11 protein-coding genes and 1 pseudogene are annotated in these 18,556 nt (G+C 59.3%); 11 read left to right on the forward strand and 1 reads right to left on the reverse strand.

Annotated elements, in window-relative coordinates; translation table 11 throughout:
• Positions 1-58 precede the first annotated feature (58 nt).
• From LLJ08_RS09265 to LLJ08_RS09280, 4 genes and pseudogenes are all read left to right on the forward strand, one after another.
• On the forward strand, positions 59-4,603 hold the full coding sequence (locus tag LLJ08_RS09265) for a hypothetical protein (RefSeq protein WP_228208774.1): 4,545 nt from the start codon (positions 59-61) through the stop codon (positions 4,601-4,603).
• Between the two features lie 368 nt (positions 4,604-4,971).
• A pseudogene (locus tag LLJ08_RS09270) lies at positions 4,972-5,313 on the forward strand (hypothetical protein); the annotation flags it as partial.
• A gap of 95 nt (positions 5,314-5,408) precedes the next feature.
• Entirely contained in the window at positions 5,409-6,608 is a 1,200-nt protein-coding gene (locus tag LLJ08_RS09275; protein ID WP_228208775.1) for a hypothetical protein, read from the forward strand.
• A 124-nt stretch (positions 6,609-6,732) separates the two neighbouring features.
• Positions 6,733-7,695, forward strand: a complete 963-nt coding sequence (locus LLJ08_RS09280; RefSeq protein WP_038659461.1) for a hypothetical protein — start codon at positions 6,733-6,735, stop codon at positions 7,693-7,695.
• A 22-nt stretch (positions 7,696-7,717) separates the two neighbouring features.
• Here LLJ08_RS09280 and LLJ08_RS09285 read toward each other — a convergent pair whose 3' ends face one another.
• The gene (locus LLJ08_RS09285) at positions 7,718-8,140 is read right to left on the reverse strand and encodes a very short patch repair endonuclease (RefSeq protein ID WP_228208776.1); all 423 of its coding nucleotides are present in this window, start codon (positions 8,138-8,140) and stop codon (positions 7,718-7,720) included.
• Positions 8,141-8,169: 29 nt separating this feature from the next.
• Between LLJ08_RS09285 and LLJ08_RS09290 the strand changes: the two genes are divergently transcribed.
• The 7 genes from LLJ08_RS09290 to LLJ08_RS09320 all read left to right on the forward strand — a co-directional run bounded on the left by LLJ08_RS09290 (position 8,170) and on the right by LLJ08_RS09320 (position 18,323).
• Complete coding sequence (locus LLJ08_RS09290; protein ID WP_228208777.1) at positions 8,170-9,843, forward strand: DNA cytosine methyltransferase; 1,674 nt, start codon at positions 8,170-8,172, stop codon at positions 9,841-9,843.
• Positions 9,844-9,847: 4 nt separating this feature from the next.
• Positions 9,848-11,299 carry an ATP-binding protein gene (locus tag LLJ08_RS09295; protein ID WP_228208778.1) on the forward strand — a complete coding sequence of 484 codons (1,452 nt, stop codon included), beginning with the start codon at positions 9,848-9,850 and terminating at the stop codon, positions 11,297-11,299.
• A gap of 6 nt (positions 11,300-11,305) precedes the next feature.
• The gene (locus LLJ08_RS09300) at positions 11,306-14,146 is read left to right on the forward strand and encodes a Z1 domain-containing protein (RefSeq protein WP_228208779.1); all 2,841 of its coding nucleotides are present in this window, start codon (positions 11,306-11,308) and stop codon (positions 14,144-14,146) included.
• Complete coding sequence (locus LLJ08_RS09305; protein WP_228208780.1) at positions 14,130-15,143, forward strand: PD-(D/E)XK motif protein; 1,014 nt, start codon at positions 14,130-14,132, stop codon at positions 15,141-15,143. The genes LLJ08_RS09300 and LLJ08_RS09305 overlap by 17 nt, the downstream gene beginning before the upstream one ends.
• The gene (locus tag LLJ08_RS09310) at positions 15,143-16,957 is read left to right on the forward strand and encodes an AIPR family protein (RefSeq protein ID WP_228208781.1); all 1,815 of its coding nucleotides are present in this window, start codon (positions 15,143-15,145) and stop codon (positions 16,955-16,957) included. The genes LLJ08_RS09305 and LLJ08_RS09310 overlap by 1 nt, the downstream gene beginning before the upstream one ends.
• Positions 16,958-17,034: 77 nt before the next feature.
• Complete coding sequence (locus LLJ08_RS09315; RefSeq protein ID WP_228208782.1) at positions 17,035-17,862, forward strand: HNH endonuclease; 828 nt, start codon at positions 17,035-17,037, stop codon at positions 17,860-17,862.
• A gap of 44 nt (positions 17,863-17,906) precedes the next feature.
• Positions 17,907-18,323, forward strand: coding sequence for a hypothetical protein (locus LLJ08_RS09320; RefSeq protein WP_228208783.1), 417 nt, complete (start codon positions 17,907-17,909; stop codon positions 18,321-18,323).
• Positions 18,324-18,556 lie beyond the last annotated feature (233 nt).

Here is an 18,556-nt window from a genome sequence, read left to right on the forward strand (position 1 = left end):
TTGTTGAGCCAATGCCTCGTTCCAAATAACCAAGCGTTTTGAGCTGACAGAACTAGTAATGTCCGAGGACGTAATGAGTGACTCGCTAACAGATCTCAAGAACACCCTTTTGGCTCTGAAAGCAGCAGGTGCCGATGGTTTTGAGGGATTCCTTAGGGTTGTTCTTACTCGCTTGACGGGCATTCCTTTTCGGCTAGCTGTAAGTGGCTTGCAGGGTGGCATGGATGGTGATTCGGCGTTGCGAGGCGACGCCGTGAGTTTCGAGGCCAAGCGATACTCTGGGGCGATTCACCGCAATGAAGTACTGACAAAGATCGTAGATCTTGCTCGAAAAAGCGGTGCCCCTGATCGACTTTGGATTCTTGGTGCAACAGTTGAGATTGGCGCTCAACTGGCGACCGCAGTGGAAGAGGTCGGCGATCAAAACGCGATCTCAACCCTGATACTCGATTGGACTGCTGAGCCCCTGCCACTTTTGGCTGTCGCTACCGCTGCCGCTGGTGATTCTGCGATAGATTTTCTGGTAACACATTGCGTTCCCCAACCTGACCGTCACGAGCTCGCTAAATCGATCAAAGAAATATCGGAGCACCCTGAGTTTGGCTGTCTGCTGCAGAGACTCCGGTCGGACTTGAACGTTTCGACCCTGGCTACTGCGCGCTCAACTGAGGCGAACAAGGAGTGGAGAAGAAGCTCTTTCAGCTCCGGGCACACTGCTAGGGAGCGTTTGGGGCAGGCACTTGCAGTGACCGCCCAACCAACGCTTCTGCCATTGCGTGCAACCCAGCGGAATCAAGTGAAAGAGTATTTGCAATGCGGCCAGAGCGTCATTCTTTCTGGGGGAGAGGGGCATGGTAAATCGTGGCTCGCTGCGCAAATTTGCTGTGACCATGAGGGGCTAGCTATCTTTGCGAGCGCGGAGCAGTTTGAGGGCATTGCGCCCAATGAGCTCGATAAGAGTCTCATTGAACTCTTGATTCAACAGACCGGCGATATGTCTGATGAGGCAGTCCGCCGTAGATGGGGTCACCGGCTTGTTGCTTGGAAGAGCCAGCCCCCCTCATCTCCTGTGCTTGTCATCGTCGATGGCATAAACCAACGAGACAGATTGCGATGGGATAGAATTCTCAACAGTTTACAGGAGCGGCTACAGGCTATTGGTGGACGCTTAATCGTCTCTGTACGGCCCCAGTTTTGGCATAAGATCGTTGCTCCCGGATTGGCCTTCCGACCTAAGTTAATTAATGTACCGGTGTGGTCGCCGGATGAGCGCGACCAATTGCTAGGCCATTACGGCATCAGCCTTGATTGGCTTGATGAGGCTACGTTAGAAACTCTTCTCAACCCCCGCCTACTTGGGGTAGCGGTAGCCACCCTGCCTCATCATAGTTCTACTGCATGGAAAGGTCTCACTCCCGACAGGATTCTCATGGAGCACCTTCGGGCTTCGCAGCGAGAAAACTTCGAATCAGAGACGCTATCTGAGCTAACCAAGCGCCTCAGTAACCATGCCAAGGAAGTACTGGAGCGAGTCAGAGCATCACCAAGCGAGCCACCGCTTAGATTTGAGGTGGACTCGACTGCGGTAATCGAAACACGGTTCTTTAGAAGTCTTCCAGGTCCAGGTGACACATACGAGCTCCGCATGGAAGGGTTGACTCTCGCTCTCGGTTACACATTGATTGATCAGCTATGGAAGGTACAGGGCTCTGGCTTAGCCCTTAGTGAGCGTATGACTCACCTAATTGATCCAATACATGCGATGGATCGAACCGTGGATGTCATGTTCGCTGCACTGATGGTTTGCGCCCTAGATCCGATTCGTTTCGATGAAGCCATATTCTCCGTACTCCTCGACGCATTTTCCCATCTCCAGAACGTGAGCGATCAACGCTTCGAGGAGTTTGTCGAAATTTCCAAGAACCAGCCAGCGGAGTTCTTCAAAACACTGGGCGTGATTACCCTCGAGCGAGGGCGGCGCCTCAACCAAGACTGGTTTACTCATGCCGCATTTGAGATTGCCAGCTCAGATGACGGCTGGCCAGTAACGGAGCTATTCATTCACCGCTGGATGCATTGCTATAACAAGGATGCTGTCGAACAGACGAACCGTTACCCTAGGCAAAATGACGAGAAGGATTTGGAACGTCTCCAAACGGCACAGAGAGATATTCAAGATGTTCTATCTTGCTTGTCATCTTTCGAAAGAGACCTGTTAAAGAAGATGACCGAGGTCGCTGGTGATACGGATGATCTTTTCACTCTAGCGATTCATCTTCTTGCTGGCCGCCCACTTGCTGGATTTTCAAATAGTTTTGTTGCGTTAGGCCTGGGCTTCGCTCTTGATAGAGATACTTCATCTGCCCGAAAGGCTTTCCAACAGCTGACGACCTTTAACAGAGTAGATCGAGACGCCGCTAAGGCAGCGTACCTCAATTCGATTGAGCCGCTTCGCGCGCCAGCAACATCTAGGTCTGGTCAGTGGACGCTTGTACGCATGCTGTACGCAACAGGAGATGAAGCGGCAGCTATAGAGGCTGGCACAATTGCAGAAAAGCTACGCAAGCATAGACCCCACTGGGTGTGGCCAGCGAATGAAGGGTGGCGTCAACTGCGCGTAGCTGATCCTGATGCTACCAAACCAGCTGATATGAACTCGGGGTTAGAGCTTTTCCGCGCTATTAGCCCAGAAAAAATGATGCAGTCGATGGGGCAAGTTTCGGAAGACTACGATCTGCGAGAGTTGCTCCCTGTGATATGTCGTTTTGAGCCAAGAATTGCCACCGAAAAGGCACGCGAAATTCTATCTGGGCTTCTTACTAGGACTGCATTTCCGCTGCGCCAATTGATCCTCAATGGCACCAAATATTCCCCGTTGATGACCCGCGACTTAGCGCTTCGGGTAGTGTCACGGGTGACTGATAGCAGCGCTGACATTGTTGAAGACCTTGCAGAGCGGGAACGAAATTTCCTGCGCATGTGCCTCTTCTGTTATGCCGCTCCCCAGCTCACGTCATCAGAGCAGCTCGCTTGCATGACTGACCCTGCATTTGGGACAGACTACCTTCTCAAGGTTATTCCCAGCTTAAAGCCGCAGCCAACTGAGGCAATTTACGATGTATTGCAAGCGGCATTGGATGCACATGACGATGCCGCTACTTACGGTGCTCTGGCTGCAGCACGCCACGGCAATACGCCAGTCACACCAGAACTGGAATCTCTTTTACTCCGCTGCGAGAGATCAGAGTCCTCAGTAATCCGGGCTCTTTCGTTTGAAGTTTCAATTGAGTGCAACCTCAAGATGTTGAGGGATTTCCACGCTCGAAGTAGTTGGTCCGCACTTGAGGCAGATATTACGACATATGAAAGTTGGTTCGGCTCTGTCCTACTTGCGGAGGCTACCTCCAGAAAGGAGTTGTCTATTCATGCGCTGCTGAAACGCATAAGTCCGGAGACATGGTTCATTGCTGCCGAGCGGGTTGGTGATGAGATGATCAAGCCTCTGGCTGACTCTTTCTTAAGTCGTCTACGAGGAGCAGTGAGGGCAGCCCAGAGCCTTGAGCCTCTTGCTGTTGACTTCACTGTCTCGGTTGATTCTGGTTTGTTCCCTTTACTTTCTATCGATGAAACAGAGCGTCTCGACGGTCGTTTTCCACGTCATAAAGAGCTCCCAGGGATGCTAGGGGGCGAGGGTTTCGAAGAGAACCGAGCTCGACTTCGTGCTATCGCCGATGTTTTTTTGGAGAAGCTGAAAAGTACGGATGCTCAACTCATTATCCAGAACGTGACCATTAGCGACATAAAGTTGCTTGTCCGATTGGATCCGACGATCTTGCCTCAAATGCTCGAAATCCTTGAGTGTGCGAGCGCCACTGAGCTTGCGTGGCTAAGAAGCGTCGCGTTCATCGTTGCTAACATAGCCTCGACGATCTCCTCCGAAAGGGCTACCGCTCTTTTCCAGCGAACGTTAGCCATTCAGGGCATTGTGACCCATGACCGTGGAGATGGTTTGACACTTGAGCATGAAGCGATCTGGTCAAGTGCGGCGTCACAAAAAATGGAGTTGCTATGGCGTGATCGTCTTCTTCAATGTGGCAACGATGAGATTCTGGCCCAAGAGGTGCTCGCAGCTGAGCGGTTTGGTTCTGTGGATTTCATTAGGTCTTTTGTTGAACAACAATCGCGTAGCGCATCGACGCTCGATCAGGCATACGCGATAGGTGTTGCTGGGTACTCTCTACAATCTGAGCAGCTACTTGGCATCATCGAGAGCCATATGGGTGACAGCGGCATTACCGGCGAGGCGGCAAAAAAAGCAAAGGCAGCACACGAAGCAGCTCAATGGGGACGCAAGTGGGTGAGAGATATGTGCGCTGCACAATCTCCCGAGGAGTTCTGGGGTTGTCTCATCATTGCCAAAACCTGCATAGATGCACGGATAACCACCGAATCGATACAGGGTACTAGGTGGGCGCCCTACGCGCCTCTTTTAAGAAGTGTTAGAAGTGAGGCAATCAAGGAACAGGGCAAAAGCAGGGAGAAGATTCTTCTGGGGCAAGCAGCTCCGGAAGGGATCTTTATCACTGGGTATGGAAATAAATAAGGGGCTCTCTCCTTGGGCAAACCTCCTCATGAGGTAGCAATGCGCGAGGCGGATGAGTCAGCCAACGACATCAGTTAACGATGGACTGCTTTTGGCCGAAACCCGCCATCCCCACCGCCCCCGCTTCAGCGATGTGCGCCCGTGGGTCGAGACGGCTCCGTCCGGCTCGATGAGAAGCACGCCAGCGCGACCCGGCCCAGCCGGTGACGCCCCATCTTTTGCTCTTTTGCTCCTGCCGTTGCCCATCCCTCACACCGGTCTGAAACCCGCAACCACCCCCCACCGCGACCTCACGCACCTACCTACACCGGGCATTTGCCGCTACAGTGCAGGTAGCCCCGTAGTCTGTTGCAAGGATCGCCGTCCGGATGGCTTCACCGTCTCAACCCAAAAGCCTGATCTTCGATCTGGAAGTCGCCCCCGGCAAAGCCGAACAACTCAATCGCACCTTCATGGTCGGCGCCCTGCGCCCCGACACGGGCGAGGAGCTCGAACGCAAGGTCGACAAGGACCACCCCAGCGTCCTCGATGCACTGAACAGCCTGGGGCAGGGCGCAAGCTTCGTGCTCGGCCACAACGTCATCGACCATGACCTGCCGATCCTCGGACCGCACGCGCCAACGCTTGCCCTGCACGAGCTCCGGGTGATCGACACCCTGCGCCTGTCCCCCTTGGCATTTCCGCAAAACCCGTGTCATCGCCTGGTCCGCACAGCGATCTGCGCGAGTCGAATGCTCCAGCCGAATGACCGGTTCGGCGCGCTCCGTTAAACCGCAGTAGCCATGAAGGAGGCCGAATCCCGTCCATGTCGTCCTTGACCAACCCCTCTTTCTCCGCGGTCTTCAAGCAGTTCCTGAGGCGCGTCCTCCGTCACTGGACGCCGGTCACCGTCACCCTGGCCTTCGCCGCCACGACGCTCAGCGGACTCAACCTCTACCTCTACACGCAGGTCATAGGTCGTCCGGACCTGTTTTTGCCGGCGCTCGAATCCGGGGCTTCGCTCGCTGCGTGGCTGTTCATCGTGCTGCCGATCATGGCTGGCTATCTGTTCATTCTGACCAGTACCGGCTGGCTGTACGGTTTGTGCGTTTCGATTCTTGGCAAGCGCCGCCGACATCTCGGTCAGGCGGCCCAGAGACTGCTGCTTCCGGTAGTTGCCGGCTCGCTGGCATTCGTGGTGCTTGTTTTCTTTTGCCCGGGCTGGCTGGGCGCGTCGGGATCCGTCGCGTTTGTCATCGCGGCTACTGTGCTGGGTCTTGTCGCCACGTATGCCCTGTCGCCGCGCTTCAGACTGCTCGTGGCTCTGGCTGCGGGCCGGAAATGGAGCTGGGCAAAACTCGGCTTTCTATCCTGTGTGGCAATGCTGCTGGTCTGTACCGTCCTGGCTGCGACCTTTTCCATTTCTCTGATACTTGCGTCCTACATCGGAGAGGATACAAACGACGCGGTTCGCTTTGTGGCAACGCTGAGCTTCTTCACCCAGGTCCTGAGTCTTGCGCCGGCCTTCGTTTTCTTTACCGTGCGCGGCAGCCTGTATAGGCGGCTTGTCATCGGCTTTACGGTAACGGTGCTTCTGTTTCTTGCATTTCTCCTGGTCGCGCGCGGCGCGGCGTCGAGCGTTTCGCATGCAGCGGCGGGCAAGCTTGAACTGCGGCAGACGTTCACGGCCCGTTTCGTTCTCCCGCAGCGAATCGAACTGGATGACCTCGACAGTCTCCTCTGGCATACGCGACTTGCTCGGGACGGTCGGGTCGAGGTGTTGGCATACCAGCTATTCGGCTTCGGCAATGTTCTGCTGCTCTGTCCGGGCAGCCTCCTCAGGTCGGAGCTCCATCGCCTGCCTCGCTATTCAAGGCAGTGCCTCAGGACCAGTCCCGAGGAGGTTGAGCGCAAGCCTATCCGGTTCGGGTATTCTCGTGCGGGCGACCCGGCACCCTGGCGAGCACATGCGGAGCGTCTCGCCGGTAGGGCATCGGCATTTCGTACCGAGGCGGTTGCCAGATAGGCCCTGCGGCCTCCGTTTATCGGCGTGTCGGCCATGAAAGGCCGGAGCGCGCGTCGCCTGTGCTGGGATATGTCAAAATGCCATTCTTGAAAGTGTTGGTCCGGGTATTAGAAGTGGCAGGGCAATGGGATTGACGGTCAAGGTGATGTCGCGGGGCAGGGTGATCGATCGCATTGCCAGCTCCGTACGAATGGAATCGGGTAGTCCGGTCGTTTCCTATCGGGAGCGCCTGTGGCCGGTCGTGGACGGCTGCATCGATTTGGACGAGGGTCATTCCGGGCATGATGCGCACCGGCACGAATGGGCGCAGCTTGTGGAGCGTCTTCTGCCGCAGCCGCTTCCCGAGCGGATCGAACACTGCAACGCTCTGCTGGAAACGCGCTTCAGGGCATCCCTGCCCCGGGGCGTCGTGCAGGCAATCTGCTCCCTGGCATCGTTGCGCCTCGAACGGCAGGCGCGGGAGCTGCTGGTCGACTTTCTAAGCGAGAAGCACGACTCGACGCGCCTGCGCAGGCTTCTCCAGCTTCAGCTGCTTTTCATGGAGCGTACCGGCAGGCCCGAGAAGCCTGCGGTCCCTTCGGCAGCTTCCATCCCGGACGCGGCTGCGGAAGCTCCGCCGGAGGATTCCGACTGGCTATGGGCGGCGGCCGAGGACCCGGTGAAACCGGAGGTTGACGACACGGCACTCAGACGGGCTGCGCAGCAGATGCAGGCGGACATCGGCCGCCACATCGCGCTCGAGTCGGGAGAGGCCATACCGGGCTTCGACGATACGGGCGACGCGTCATGGCCGCAGGAACCGTCCGACACCCCGGCGGCCGAGAGCGGATCGGAAAGCGAAAGAAGACTCCTGGAGAGAACCGCGAGGCTCGGCCCGGTGGCGCTGGATCTGCTGAGGTACTTTTCGGACAACCCCGGGGACCATGCGTCCCATGCACAGCAGGTGCTTGGCCACCCGCTCGCGGAAATCAACCGTCTTCTAGCCGGCAGTCTCGGTCACTACGTAAAAAGGGGCTCCGCCGGCGGATGGGAGTGTCACCCATGGACCAGCGATGTGCTCGACGCACTGGACGGAGCGCCCTCATGACATGTGCCGGAATGAACATGCGTCATTCGTTCGGGGATGCGGCCTTCAGCGCCTGCAGCAGTTCGGGCAGCGCGGTCTCGGGTTTCCGCAGGTCGCACTCCCAAACGACGATTACCCTCCAGCCGGCCCCGCGCAGCGCCGCAACGGCGTGTCGGTCCCTCGCCGCGTTGCCTTCGAGCTTGGCCGCCCAGAACTCGGGGCGGGTCTTCGGAAGGACTGCGTATCGACACCCCGCATGCCGGTGCCAGAAGCAGCCGTGTACAAATATACAGGTCCTCAGCCGAGGCAGTACAATGTCCGGCTTTCCGGGAAGGTCCGTGCGATGAAGCCGGAATCGGAATCCGTGGGCATGCAGAAACCTGCGCACCAGCATTTCGGGCTTCGTGTCCTTCCCCCGTATGGTCGCCATCATGCGCGACCTGCGGGCGGGATCAACTATGTCCATTTCGCCCCATTTCGATACAGCGTGGTTTCATGAGCCGTACTCCACCCATTCAGGTTGTAGATCTCTTTGCCGGCCCCGGCGGTCTCGGGGAAGGCTTTTCTTCGCATGGCAGCGGTGAAACCTTCGAGATCAGGGTTTCCGCCGAGATGGAGGCCTCCGCCCGGTCGACGCTGCGTCTGCGGGCATTCTACCGACTGCTCCGGCGCGACAAGCCGGAGGCTCTGGACGACTATTACGACTTCTGCGAAACCGCAAACGCGAGCCAGCCCCATACGGCGAGATCGCGAGATGCCTGGATGCAGGCGGATCATGAGGCCCAGCAGCTCGAGCTCGGGACGGAGGAGGGCAATGCCAGGCTCGACAGGATGCTGGAGTCGAGACTGGATGAAACCAAGCCCTGGGTTCTGATCGGGGGCCCGCCGTGTCAGGCGTACTCGATTGTCGGCCGCGCAAGAAACCGCGGCAAGCTCGACTACCGGGCAGAGGATGACCGGCGCCATTTTCTGTACCTTGAGTATCTCCGGATCATTCAGAGCAAGCGACCGGCGGTCTTCGTAATGGAGAACGTGAAGGGCATCCTCTCGTCCCGCGTGGCGGGAGAGCGGATCTTCCCCAAGATCCTCAAGGACCTGTCGGATCCGGACGCCGCGCTGGGATTGAGCACCAGCGGCCCCAAGTACCGGATCTGTTCGCTGGTAGCGGACTACGTGTACGAGAATGGTGCCGATGCCGACAGCATCGAGCCGGAGAACTTCATCATTCGGGCAGAGGACTACGGCGTTCCGCAGGCGCGACATCGGGTGATCCTGCTTGGCGTTTCCGAAGAGTACGTCGGCGCGCTCGGCGACCATCAGCTCGAGCCGACGGCCGGTCCATCAATCGAACAGGTAATCGGACGGCTCCCGCCACTCAGAAGCACGCTGACGCGTCTGAATGACTCGCCGGACGCCTGGGCTGCGGTGATCCGGGACCATCTCCGCGAGCTGCATCGCGAATGTCGATTGCAGGTTTCCGAAACGCCCGAGCGGGTAAGGCTCGCATCGATGCTCGGAATACTTGCAGACACCTACTCCTCGAACTCGATGTCCAGCGGTGCGCTTCGCGTTCTCAAGCGGGGGGGTTGTGACGGCGTTACCGGAACCCAGCTCGACGCATGGCTGGGAGACGAGCGGTTGCGCTACTGGCTGAATCACGAGGCCCGGGGCCACATGAGTTCGGACCTGCGGCGATACGTCTACGCGGCGGCGTTTGCCGAAACCTACCAGTATTCGCCGAAGGGCCATCACGACTTCGACCTTCCCGGCCTCGAGCCCGATCACAAGAACTGGAAAAGTGGAAAGTTCAGCGACCGTTTCCGTGTTCAGCGTAAGGGTTATCCGTCGACCACGATCACGAGCCACATCGCCAAGGACGGTCACTACTTCATCCATTACGATCCCAGGCAGTGCAGAAGCCTCACGGTTCGCGAAGCCGCCAGGCTTCAGACGTTTCCGGACAACTACTTCTTCCTCGGGAACCGCACTCAGCAGTTTCATCAGGTAGGCAATGCGGTGCCGCCGCTTCTGGCGCACCAGATAGCCGACGTGGTCGCACGCATCATCGGTGCCGGGAAGGCGCGCGCGATCGGCGCCGAATCACATGCAGACAGGGAGTCCAGCCTTGCATTCCACCTTCAAGAGTCGAAGTGCGCCGCCCAGGGCTAGCGCGATGATCGAGGCGTTGCGCGGCCTCGGTTACAACACCCAGACCGCGCTCGCCGACATCATCGACAACAGCATTGCCGCCGGCGCGACGGAAGTTCGAATTGATTTCGTCTGGGCCGAGCGGGACAGCCGCATCCTGTGCCTCGACAACGGCTCGGGCATGTCCGCGAGCCAGCTGGATCGCGCAATGCGACTGGGTGAGCGAAGTCCGCTCGAGGAAAGGGCGGAGAGCGATCTCGGCCGCTTCGGCCTGGGGCTCAAGACCGCATCGTTTTCCCAGTGTCGACGCCTGACGGTTGCGACGATGGGAGACGACGGACTCCAGTCGCTTCGCTGGGATCTCGATTACCTCGCAAGCAGTAGCGATGACGGCTGGCATCTGCTCGAAGGCCCCCACCCGGGCTCGGAAGGCTTTCTGGAGAGCCTTTCCGGCGGGTCGAGCGGAACGCTGGTGCTATGGGAAGATCTCGATCGGATCGTCACGCCCGGATCGACCGTGCAGGACTTTCTCGACCTTGCGGATCGGGTTGAACAGCATCTCGGCATGGTGTTTCACCGCTTCCTGGAGGGAAGTCGACCCCGGCTGAAGATCCTTCTGAACGGGACGCCCGTCAGACCATGGGATCCGTTCATGACCGACCATCCCGGGAAATCGTACAACCCTCCGGTTTTCACGCATCCAAGTCGTAGCGGCATCGAGGCGGAATGCCACGTGCTGCCTCACAAGGACATGCTGACGCCTGATGCGTTCGAGCGCCTCGCCGGTCCGGAGGGGTGGACCGCGCAGCAGGGCTTCTACGTCTATCGCAATGAGCGGCTTCTGGTCGCGGGCAGCTGGCTGGGACTTGGCACCGGTCGCGCCTGGACCAAGGATGAGGCCCATCGGCTCGCCAGAATACGTCTGGACATTCCGAATTCGGCAGACGCGGACTGGAAGATCGACATTCGCAAGTCGACGGCGAGGCCGCCGGTGTATCTGCGCCAGTGGCTGACCGGTCTGGCAGAGGCGACCCGCTCCCGCGCGCGCAGGGCCTTTGCACATCGGGGGCGGCCGACGCTGATCGGCAACAGGCAGGTCGTGGAGGCCTGGAAGGTCGAAAGGCTCGCGGGCGGAATGCGCTATCGAATCGACCCGGAGCATCCGGCCGTCAGGGCCGTACTCGACGAGGCGGGTCCGCTTCTTCCGATGGTTCGTGCCATGCTGCGCGTGATCGAGGAGTCGGTGCCGGTACAGCGAATCTGGATCGACACGGCCGAAAACCGCGACACCCCCCGTACGGGCTTTGACCAGAGTCCGCCCGACGAAGCGCGCGAGGTGCTGCTGGTCATGTACCGCAACATGATCGAGCGAAAGGGGTACTCCCCGGAAGCAGCCCGAGAGCTGCTGAGGTCGACCGAGCCGTTTCATGCCTTCCCCGCACTGATCGATGGGCTGCCTGACAGTCTGAAGGAGTAGTACGCAATGTCCGACGACAACAAATGGAGCGTGGTGAAGTTTGTCCAGGAAATGCTCGCCGGGGAGGCGGACAAGTCGACGATTACCCCGACGCTGATTTCCGGGAAGATCGACATGGTCCTGGCGCTGATGCCGCAATGGGGGGCCGGCCTTGATCGCGCGGCGGTGACCGAGGAGCTGATCCGACGGTTCAGCATCTGGGTCGGGGACGATTCCTCGCTTGTCGATACGGCCGGTCACATTCCGTGGCTGACCCCCGAGCGAAAGGCCGACTGGCGCTACTGGCGACGTTACCGGGAATGGCAGGAGCAGAAGCTGTCCTGGGAGATTGCCGAGAAGCTCGATCGGAGCACCGACAGCATCCTTTCAAAATTGGAAGACCCGCGCCGTGACGGTCACTGGGATCGCAGGGGCATGGTCGTTGGGCACGTCCAGTCGGGCAAGACCGGCAGCTATACCGGTCTCATCTGCAAGGCTGCCGATGCCGGCTACAAGATCATCATCGTTCTTGCAGGTCTGCACAACAACCTGAGGGCGCAGACCCAGATGCGGCTGGACGAGGGCTTTCTCGGCTACGAGAGCAGCCCGGTGGAGGGGGCCGGCAATGTCGCCATTGGGGTCGGAAAGATCGATTCGTCCGCCGCACTCCGTCCACAATACGTGACCAACCGCTCCGAGACGGGCGACTTCAACACCAGGTTCGTGAAGAATCTCGGCGTGTCTCCCGAGCAGAAGCCGTGGCTGTTCGTCGTCAAGAAGAACAAGACGGTCCTGACCCGGCTGCTGGCCTGGATTCACAAGCACGTGGCCGAGAGCAGCGACCCGGAGACCGGCCGGCCGCTCGTTACCCATCTGCCCCTTCTGATAGTCGACGACGAAGCTGACCACGCATCGGTAGATACGGGAGAGAAGGTGGTCGACGAGAACGGGGTTCCGGATCTGGATCACCAGCCAACCGCCATCAACAGTCTCATTCGCCAGATTCTTCACTCCTTTTCCCGCAAGGCCTACGTCGGCTATACGGCTACGCCGTTCGCCAACATCTACATCCATGAGCATGGCGAGACGGTCAGGGAAGGCCCCGATCTGTTTCCGGCCGCTTTCATTACCAATCTCGCTGCGCCCTCCAACTACATCGGACCGTCCCGCGTCTTCGGGCTGGCCAGCGAAGAGGGGCGCTCCGGTGCGCTCGATCTGGTGCGTTGCGTAAGCGACCAGTGTTCGGAGGACAGGAAATCCGGGTGGATGCCGGTGAGCCACAAGAGCACGCACGTGCCTGCCATTGACGGATGCGACCGGATACCCGATTCGCTGCAGGAAGCCATCAACGCCTTCATCCTCTCGTGCGCCATTCGACAGCTTCGAGGGCAGGGTGGCGAGCACAGCTCGATGCTTATCCACGTCACGCGCTTCAACCTTGTGCAGCAGCACGTCCATAGACAGGTGGGCGACTATGTACTGCATCTCAGGCAGCGGCTGAGGCGCCGGATCGACCATGAGAAATGCCTGAGCACCCTTTGCGACCTCTGGAGCAGGGATTTCGTTTCCACTACTGCCGCCATCGCAGGGCAGAGCGGTCTGGACATTCATCACTCGGCGGACGACTGGACGGCCATCGAGGCAATCCTGGCCGATGTGCTCGAGCAGATCGATGTCCGGATGATCAACGGAACTGCCAAGGATGCGCTCGACTATGCGGACAGCCCTACGGGGCTGAAGGTAATAGCCATTGGCGGAGACAAGCTGGCACGGGGGCTTACCCTGGAGGGGCTCTGCGTGAGCTACTTCCTTCGCGCATCGAAGATGTACGACACGCTGATGCAGATGGGCCGCTGGTTTGGCTATCGGCCCGGCTATCTGGACCTGTGCCGGCTGTACACCACGGACGACCTGGTGGAGTGGTTCGAGCACATCGCCGATGCAGCTGAGGAACTCAGGGCCGAGTTCGACTACATGATCGAAAGCGGACTGACGCCCCGCGACTACGGGCTGAAGGTCAAGTCGCACCCGGTGCTGATGGTGACCTCTCCGCTGAAGATGCGAACGGCCAGGACGCTATACCTTTCGTTCAGCGGCGAGGTGGCGGAAACGGTGGCCTTCTTCACGGATCGCGAGAAGGTGGAGCGCAATCTGGCAGCGTTCCGGACGCTCGAGGCCACCCTCGGGGCGGCAGGAGCAATTCCCGACCAGAACCGGGACGGCAGGACCGACAGCTGGAGCGGTGCCTGCTGGCGCGGCGCATCCGCACAGCCGGTAATAGAGTTCCTACGTTCCTACGAGACCCATCCGGACTCCCGGAAGGTACGAAGCGATCTGCTGGCCGACTTCGTCGATGAAATGAGCCGTGCCGGCGAGCTGACCGAGTGGACGGTAGCGGTTGTCGGCGGCGGCGTGGAGAGGATCGAAGTCGTCGGAGGGCGGGAGGTGAGCAGGATGAAGCGACAGAACAATGCGTCCGAACCGGAGAAATATTCGATCGGGCGTCTGCTGTCGCCAAAGGACGAGGCACTGGATCTGGATAAGGCGAGCTGGATGGCAGCGCTCGAGCTGACTCGAAGAAACTGGAAGCCCGATCCGGGACGGTCGAGGGGGCGAACGCTGCCGGATAGCCCGAGCGGGCCGTATCTGAGGCGCATCAGGGGACTCGGTGGCGACGGCATTCCGCCACATCCCGAGCGCGGGCTGCTCCTGATCTCGCTGCTGGATCCAAAAGACTCCGGAGTTGCGAACCTCGACCAGCCGGTGGTTGCCTTCGCCATCAGCTTCCCTTCCAGCAGCAAGGGCAAGTCAGTGCCCTATGTCGTCACCAACCTTCTTTGGGAGCAGCAGTATGGCGGCAGCGACTAGCAGGGAAATCGAGGCGGTCTGGCGCGCGCTGTCGGGCAACCGGTCGACACCAGGGTGGCATTCGATCGAGCTTCTCAATACACCCAGCTGCCGCGTCAGGGCCGCCCGGCATTCGCCCGGCAACGAGGAGGCAGTTCTCGTTGGCTTCTCGAAGACCAGAATCGCCCCGAATGCGCAGCTTCCCCAGGGCCGCGGATTTCGCATGGAGCGGGCGACACTGGGCGAGGCGGGAGGGACGCATCAGTGGCTTTCGATCGTGCGGCAGCCCGCCGGAAGTCTCGAGCTTTTCGGGGCGGTCGCGGCCGACATCTGTGGGCTGGTCCTATCTCTCGCAAGCCTTCCCGAGGATGTCGCGTATCAGCGGCTGCTCGGGCGCGTGCGCGGCTGGCAGGAGTTCATGCGCAGGGGGACGGAGGGGCTGGGTGCCGAGGCCGAGCTGGGGCTGGTCGGGGAAATCCATGTGTTGCGGGATCTGCTCGACGAGGGGTTGCCGCTCTTCACGGCCGTGGATGGCTGGAAGGGCCCTCTGGACGGACTGCACGACTTCCGGCTTGGAAGCGGGGCCATCGAAGTCAAGTCCACCCTGGCCGCCGAGGGGTTCCCAATCCGCATCGCATCGCTGGATCAGCTTGACGACGCCCAGTGTTCCCCGCTGCATCTGTGTGCGTTGCGGTTCGCTCAGGGTGACGCCGGTGCCTCGCTGCCCGAGCTGGTAACGCAGATGCGCAACCGCCTGGAGGCCGACCCGGCAGCGCTAAGGATATTCGAGCGCGCGCTGGACCATGTCGGCTATCTGGACATGCATGCGGAAGGCTATACCCGACGCTTCTCCGTCATCGAGGTTCGACTTCATCTCGTGAACGGCGATTTTCCGCGCCTGACGCCCTGCAACGTGCCGCCTGCCGTGCGACGCGCAAGCTACGATCTCGACCTCGGTCTTGTCCCTGCCGGCAAGGACAACCTTGCGGCGGTGCTGACCCAACTTGGAGCAGTCTGATGGAACTTCTGGACTTTCTTCTCGATACGCAGACCTCCATACGGGACGAGGTCGTAAAGGAACTCGTTCCCGGCGAGGCTCCCGTACCGGCGGAGGCCGTGTTTTCCTCTCACATCATGACCCACATGGCCGACCAGGGCATTACGTTCGAGCCCACGTCGTGCCACTACGAGGCAAAAATCGGCAACAGCAAGGTAAAGGTCAGCGGTTACGCGGTTTCCGATACGACGGATGAACGGGGCAACCCGGACAGACTGGATCTGTTTGTAAGCCTCTACCGCGGAGCCGAAACGCTTGAGCAGATCCCTGATGCGGAGGTCGGCCGGGCCGCCAGGCTCGGTCTGCAGTTTCTGAAGTTTTCGGCCTCGGGAAAGCTGTCGCGGGAGCTGGACGAGACCAACGACGTCTATCCGCTTGTGGTCGAGGTTGAACGAATATTCGAGTCGCTGGACGACATTCGGATCTTCGTCATCACCGATGCGCTTGCGAAAACAAGAACCTATGCGCCTCAGGCTGTCGAGGGAAAACAGGTCCGGCTGGAGATCATGGACCTGCAGCGGCTGTACAACCACTGGCAGCAGGGCCGGGCGCGTGACGAACTCGTGGTGAACTTCCGCGATCTGTGCGGGACGGCCCTGCCCAGCGTCTGGGTGCCCGGCGGGGAAGGGGACGAATACGACTATGCGCTGACGGCCATACCGGGCGAGGCATTGCGTCACCTGTACGACAGGTACGGCCCCCGGATACTCGAGGCCAACGTTCGTTCGTTTCTGGGCGTGAGCAGCAAGGGCGTCAACAAGGGAATTCGGGATACCCTGCGGGATTATCCTGATCGGTTCATGGCCTACAACAACGGGATCGTTGTCGTGGCGGACGCCGCTCAGCTGGATCGCGCGTCCGACGGATCCGTTGGGATTCTCTGGCTGCAGGGCATGCAGATCGTCAACGGAGGCCAGACCACCGCATCCATCTACTTTGCTAAAAAGAAGAACGCCGATATCGACCTGAGCAATGTCCGCGTTCCCGCCAAGATCATCGTGCTGCGTGACGGGCAGGCCGATGACGAGGAGCTGATTGCCAACATTTCCCGATATGCCAACAGCCAGAACGTCGTAAGACAGTCCGATCTGTCCGCGAACAAGCCGTTCCACCGGGAACTCGAGCGAATCTCCATGCGTACCTACTGCCCGGACGGCGTCGGGCGATGGTTCTATGAGCGATCTGCTGGCAGCTACAAGGTCATGCTGGAGAAGGAAGCGGCGACGCCGGCGCAGCGCCGGAAGCTCCAGGCCGCCATTCCCCCCTATCGTCGCCTTACAAAGCCGGATCTGGCCAAGTATCTGTTCGCCTGGGAACAGAAGCCCCATGTGGTAAGCCTTGGAAGCCAGAAGAACTTTCAGGCTTTCATGGATTCGCTTGCCGACCGGGAGCTGGCGGGCGAGAACGTGGTTCCGGATCAGGACGACTTCAAGCGGATGATTGCCAAGGCGATTCTGTTCAAGGCCGCCCACAAGGCGATTCGTCCGCTTTTTCCGGCGTTCCAGGCGAACATCACCGCATATACGGTCTCGGTACTTGCCATGAAGGCCGAAGACCGGTTCGACTTTCGGCGTGTCTGGCAGGAGCAGGCGATATCGCCTCAGCTCCAGCGACAGATTGCCGACTGGGCGGTCGAGGTCAACGAGGCGCTGCACCGCGGGTCCGGCGGCAGGATGATCTCGGAGTGGGCCAAGAAGCCCGAGTGCTGGACAAGGACGAGGGATGCCGGCTACTCGCCCCTGCAGCAGGGCATACCGGAGATTCTCGGTGGCTGAACATGTGCCGGGCCCGACAACGGTGGGCCTGGCGACATGCACCAGCATCGAGCTACGTGGCGAGAGGAGAGTTCGGAGTGGAACTGAAAGGAACGCAGGACCTGTTTCGACTGGCCCCCGGAGATTGCGTATCGAAGCGCAATTTCTTCGACCTCATTCAGCATTCGAAGGTGGCGGGCTCCAGCTTCTGGAGTGGCGAGGACCTGAAAATCGGGAACACGCCGCAGCAGGGAATCAACTGGGTTGGGGGCCTACCGGCATGTCGAGCCGTTATCCTGAAGGCGCGACCGGGGGCATACGCGGACGATGGATGGTCGGACAATGAAAAGACCGCCTACCACTATTCCTTCAAGGCCCGCGATGGCGTCATTTCACATGCCGAGAAGGCGAACGCCGTTCTGATCCATCAGCCCGTGTACCGATATCCGATCCTTCTCTTTACGGAGGCTGGGAGCTCCTGGTCATACGAAGGGGCGTTCGACGTTTCGGCCATTGACGATCGATTCGTAGTACTGGTCAGGAATCGAGTGATCGTTGGATCGGACACGAGCATTTCGGAAGAGGGGGCCGACTACCGGGAGGGTGGTCTAAGGTATGTGACGCACCTCATGGCAGAACGGAACAGAGAAGTCGTCAGGGCGCTGAAGGGTCGCTCCGCCTCGGAGTGCGAAATCTGCCGTCAACGCTTCTCGGCGCGCTATGGCGTCGAATGCATAGAGGCACACCACAAGGTGCCCATATCAACCTATTCCTCGGAGCACGCCGTAAGGTTCGAGGATCTCGCTCTGCTCTGCCCGAACTGTCATCGTGCGGTGCACATTTACATGAAGAAATGGGATCTCGAGTACCCGGAAATACGAGAAAGACTGAGGGTCCTGCTTAATGGCTTGGCGCAGGCTGATTAGCGTGGCAAGTTGGCGGCGAACTGAAGCGAGATGAGGGAGCATTTATGGAAGATGGATCTTACGGCGAGCGGTTCAAAAACGAATTCCTTAGCGGCTTTGGATGCAGGCTGTACGGACCACTGATAGAACTGCTGGAAAGCGAGGGACTAAAACCGCAGGGAAGCGAAAATTCCCATACCCTGCAGTTCATCTGGACCGATCGTGTCGGCAAGAAACATGCGCTGGTGGCCTTTCGAAAGAGGCCGGAAAGGGTGATGTCGTTTCCAAAAGCGTTTTGGCAATCGCGGAGCGTCCAGGTCAGCGCATTCTGTGAGCGTTTCCCCATTCGGCATACCCGGTCGCCCTCGGGGCCGTCGGGAAAGGAGTCGTTCAGAGAAGTTCTGATAAACGACGACACATTGGGAAACCTGATCGGCATGCTAAACGAGGCCTGCCAGTACGCTAAGGCGCAGTCTTCCTAGTGATCCTGAGCCAATGCGAATGTTCAACTTCGCTCTTCGGTTTTTGCAGTCAGGATGTGCGCCTCGGTTAGCGTCACTGATAGCTCCGAATGAACGGGTCAGCGGGGTTGGCAAGGGCGGGGAATCAGACCTTCGCGCGAAGCTAATGATGTCGTTATGATATCGTTGAGTTGGTCAATACCAAGAGTAAGAACGACTTTGAGTACTGAGTGCGATGATCGTCTTGCCAGAGC

The organism is Stutzerimonas chloritidismutans, from assembly GCF_020783375.1.
In the GTDB taxonomy this organism is placed as follows: Bacteria; Pseudomonadota; Gammaproteobacteria; order Pseudomonadales; family Pseudomonadaceae; genus Stutzerimonas; species Stutzerimonas kunmingensis.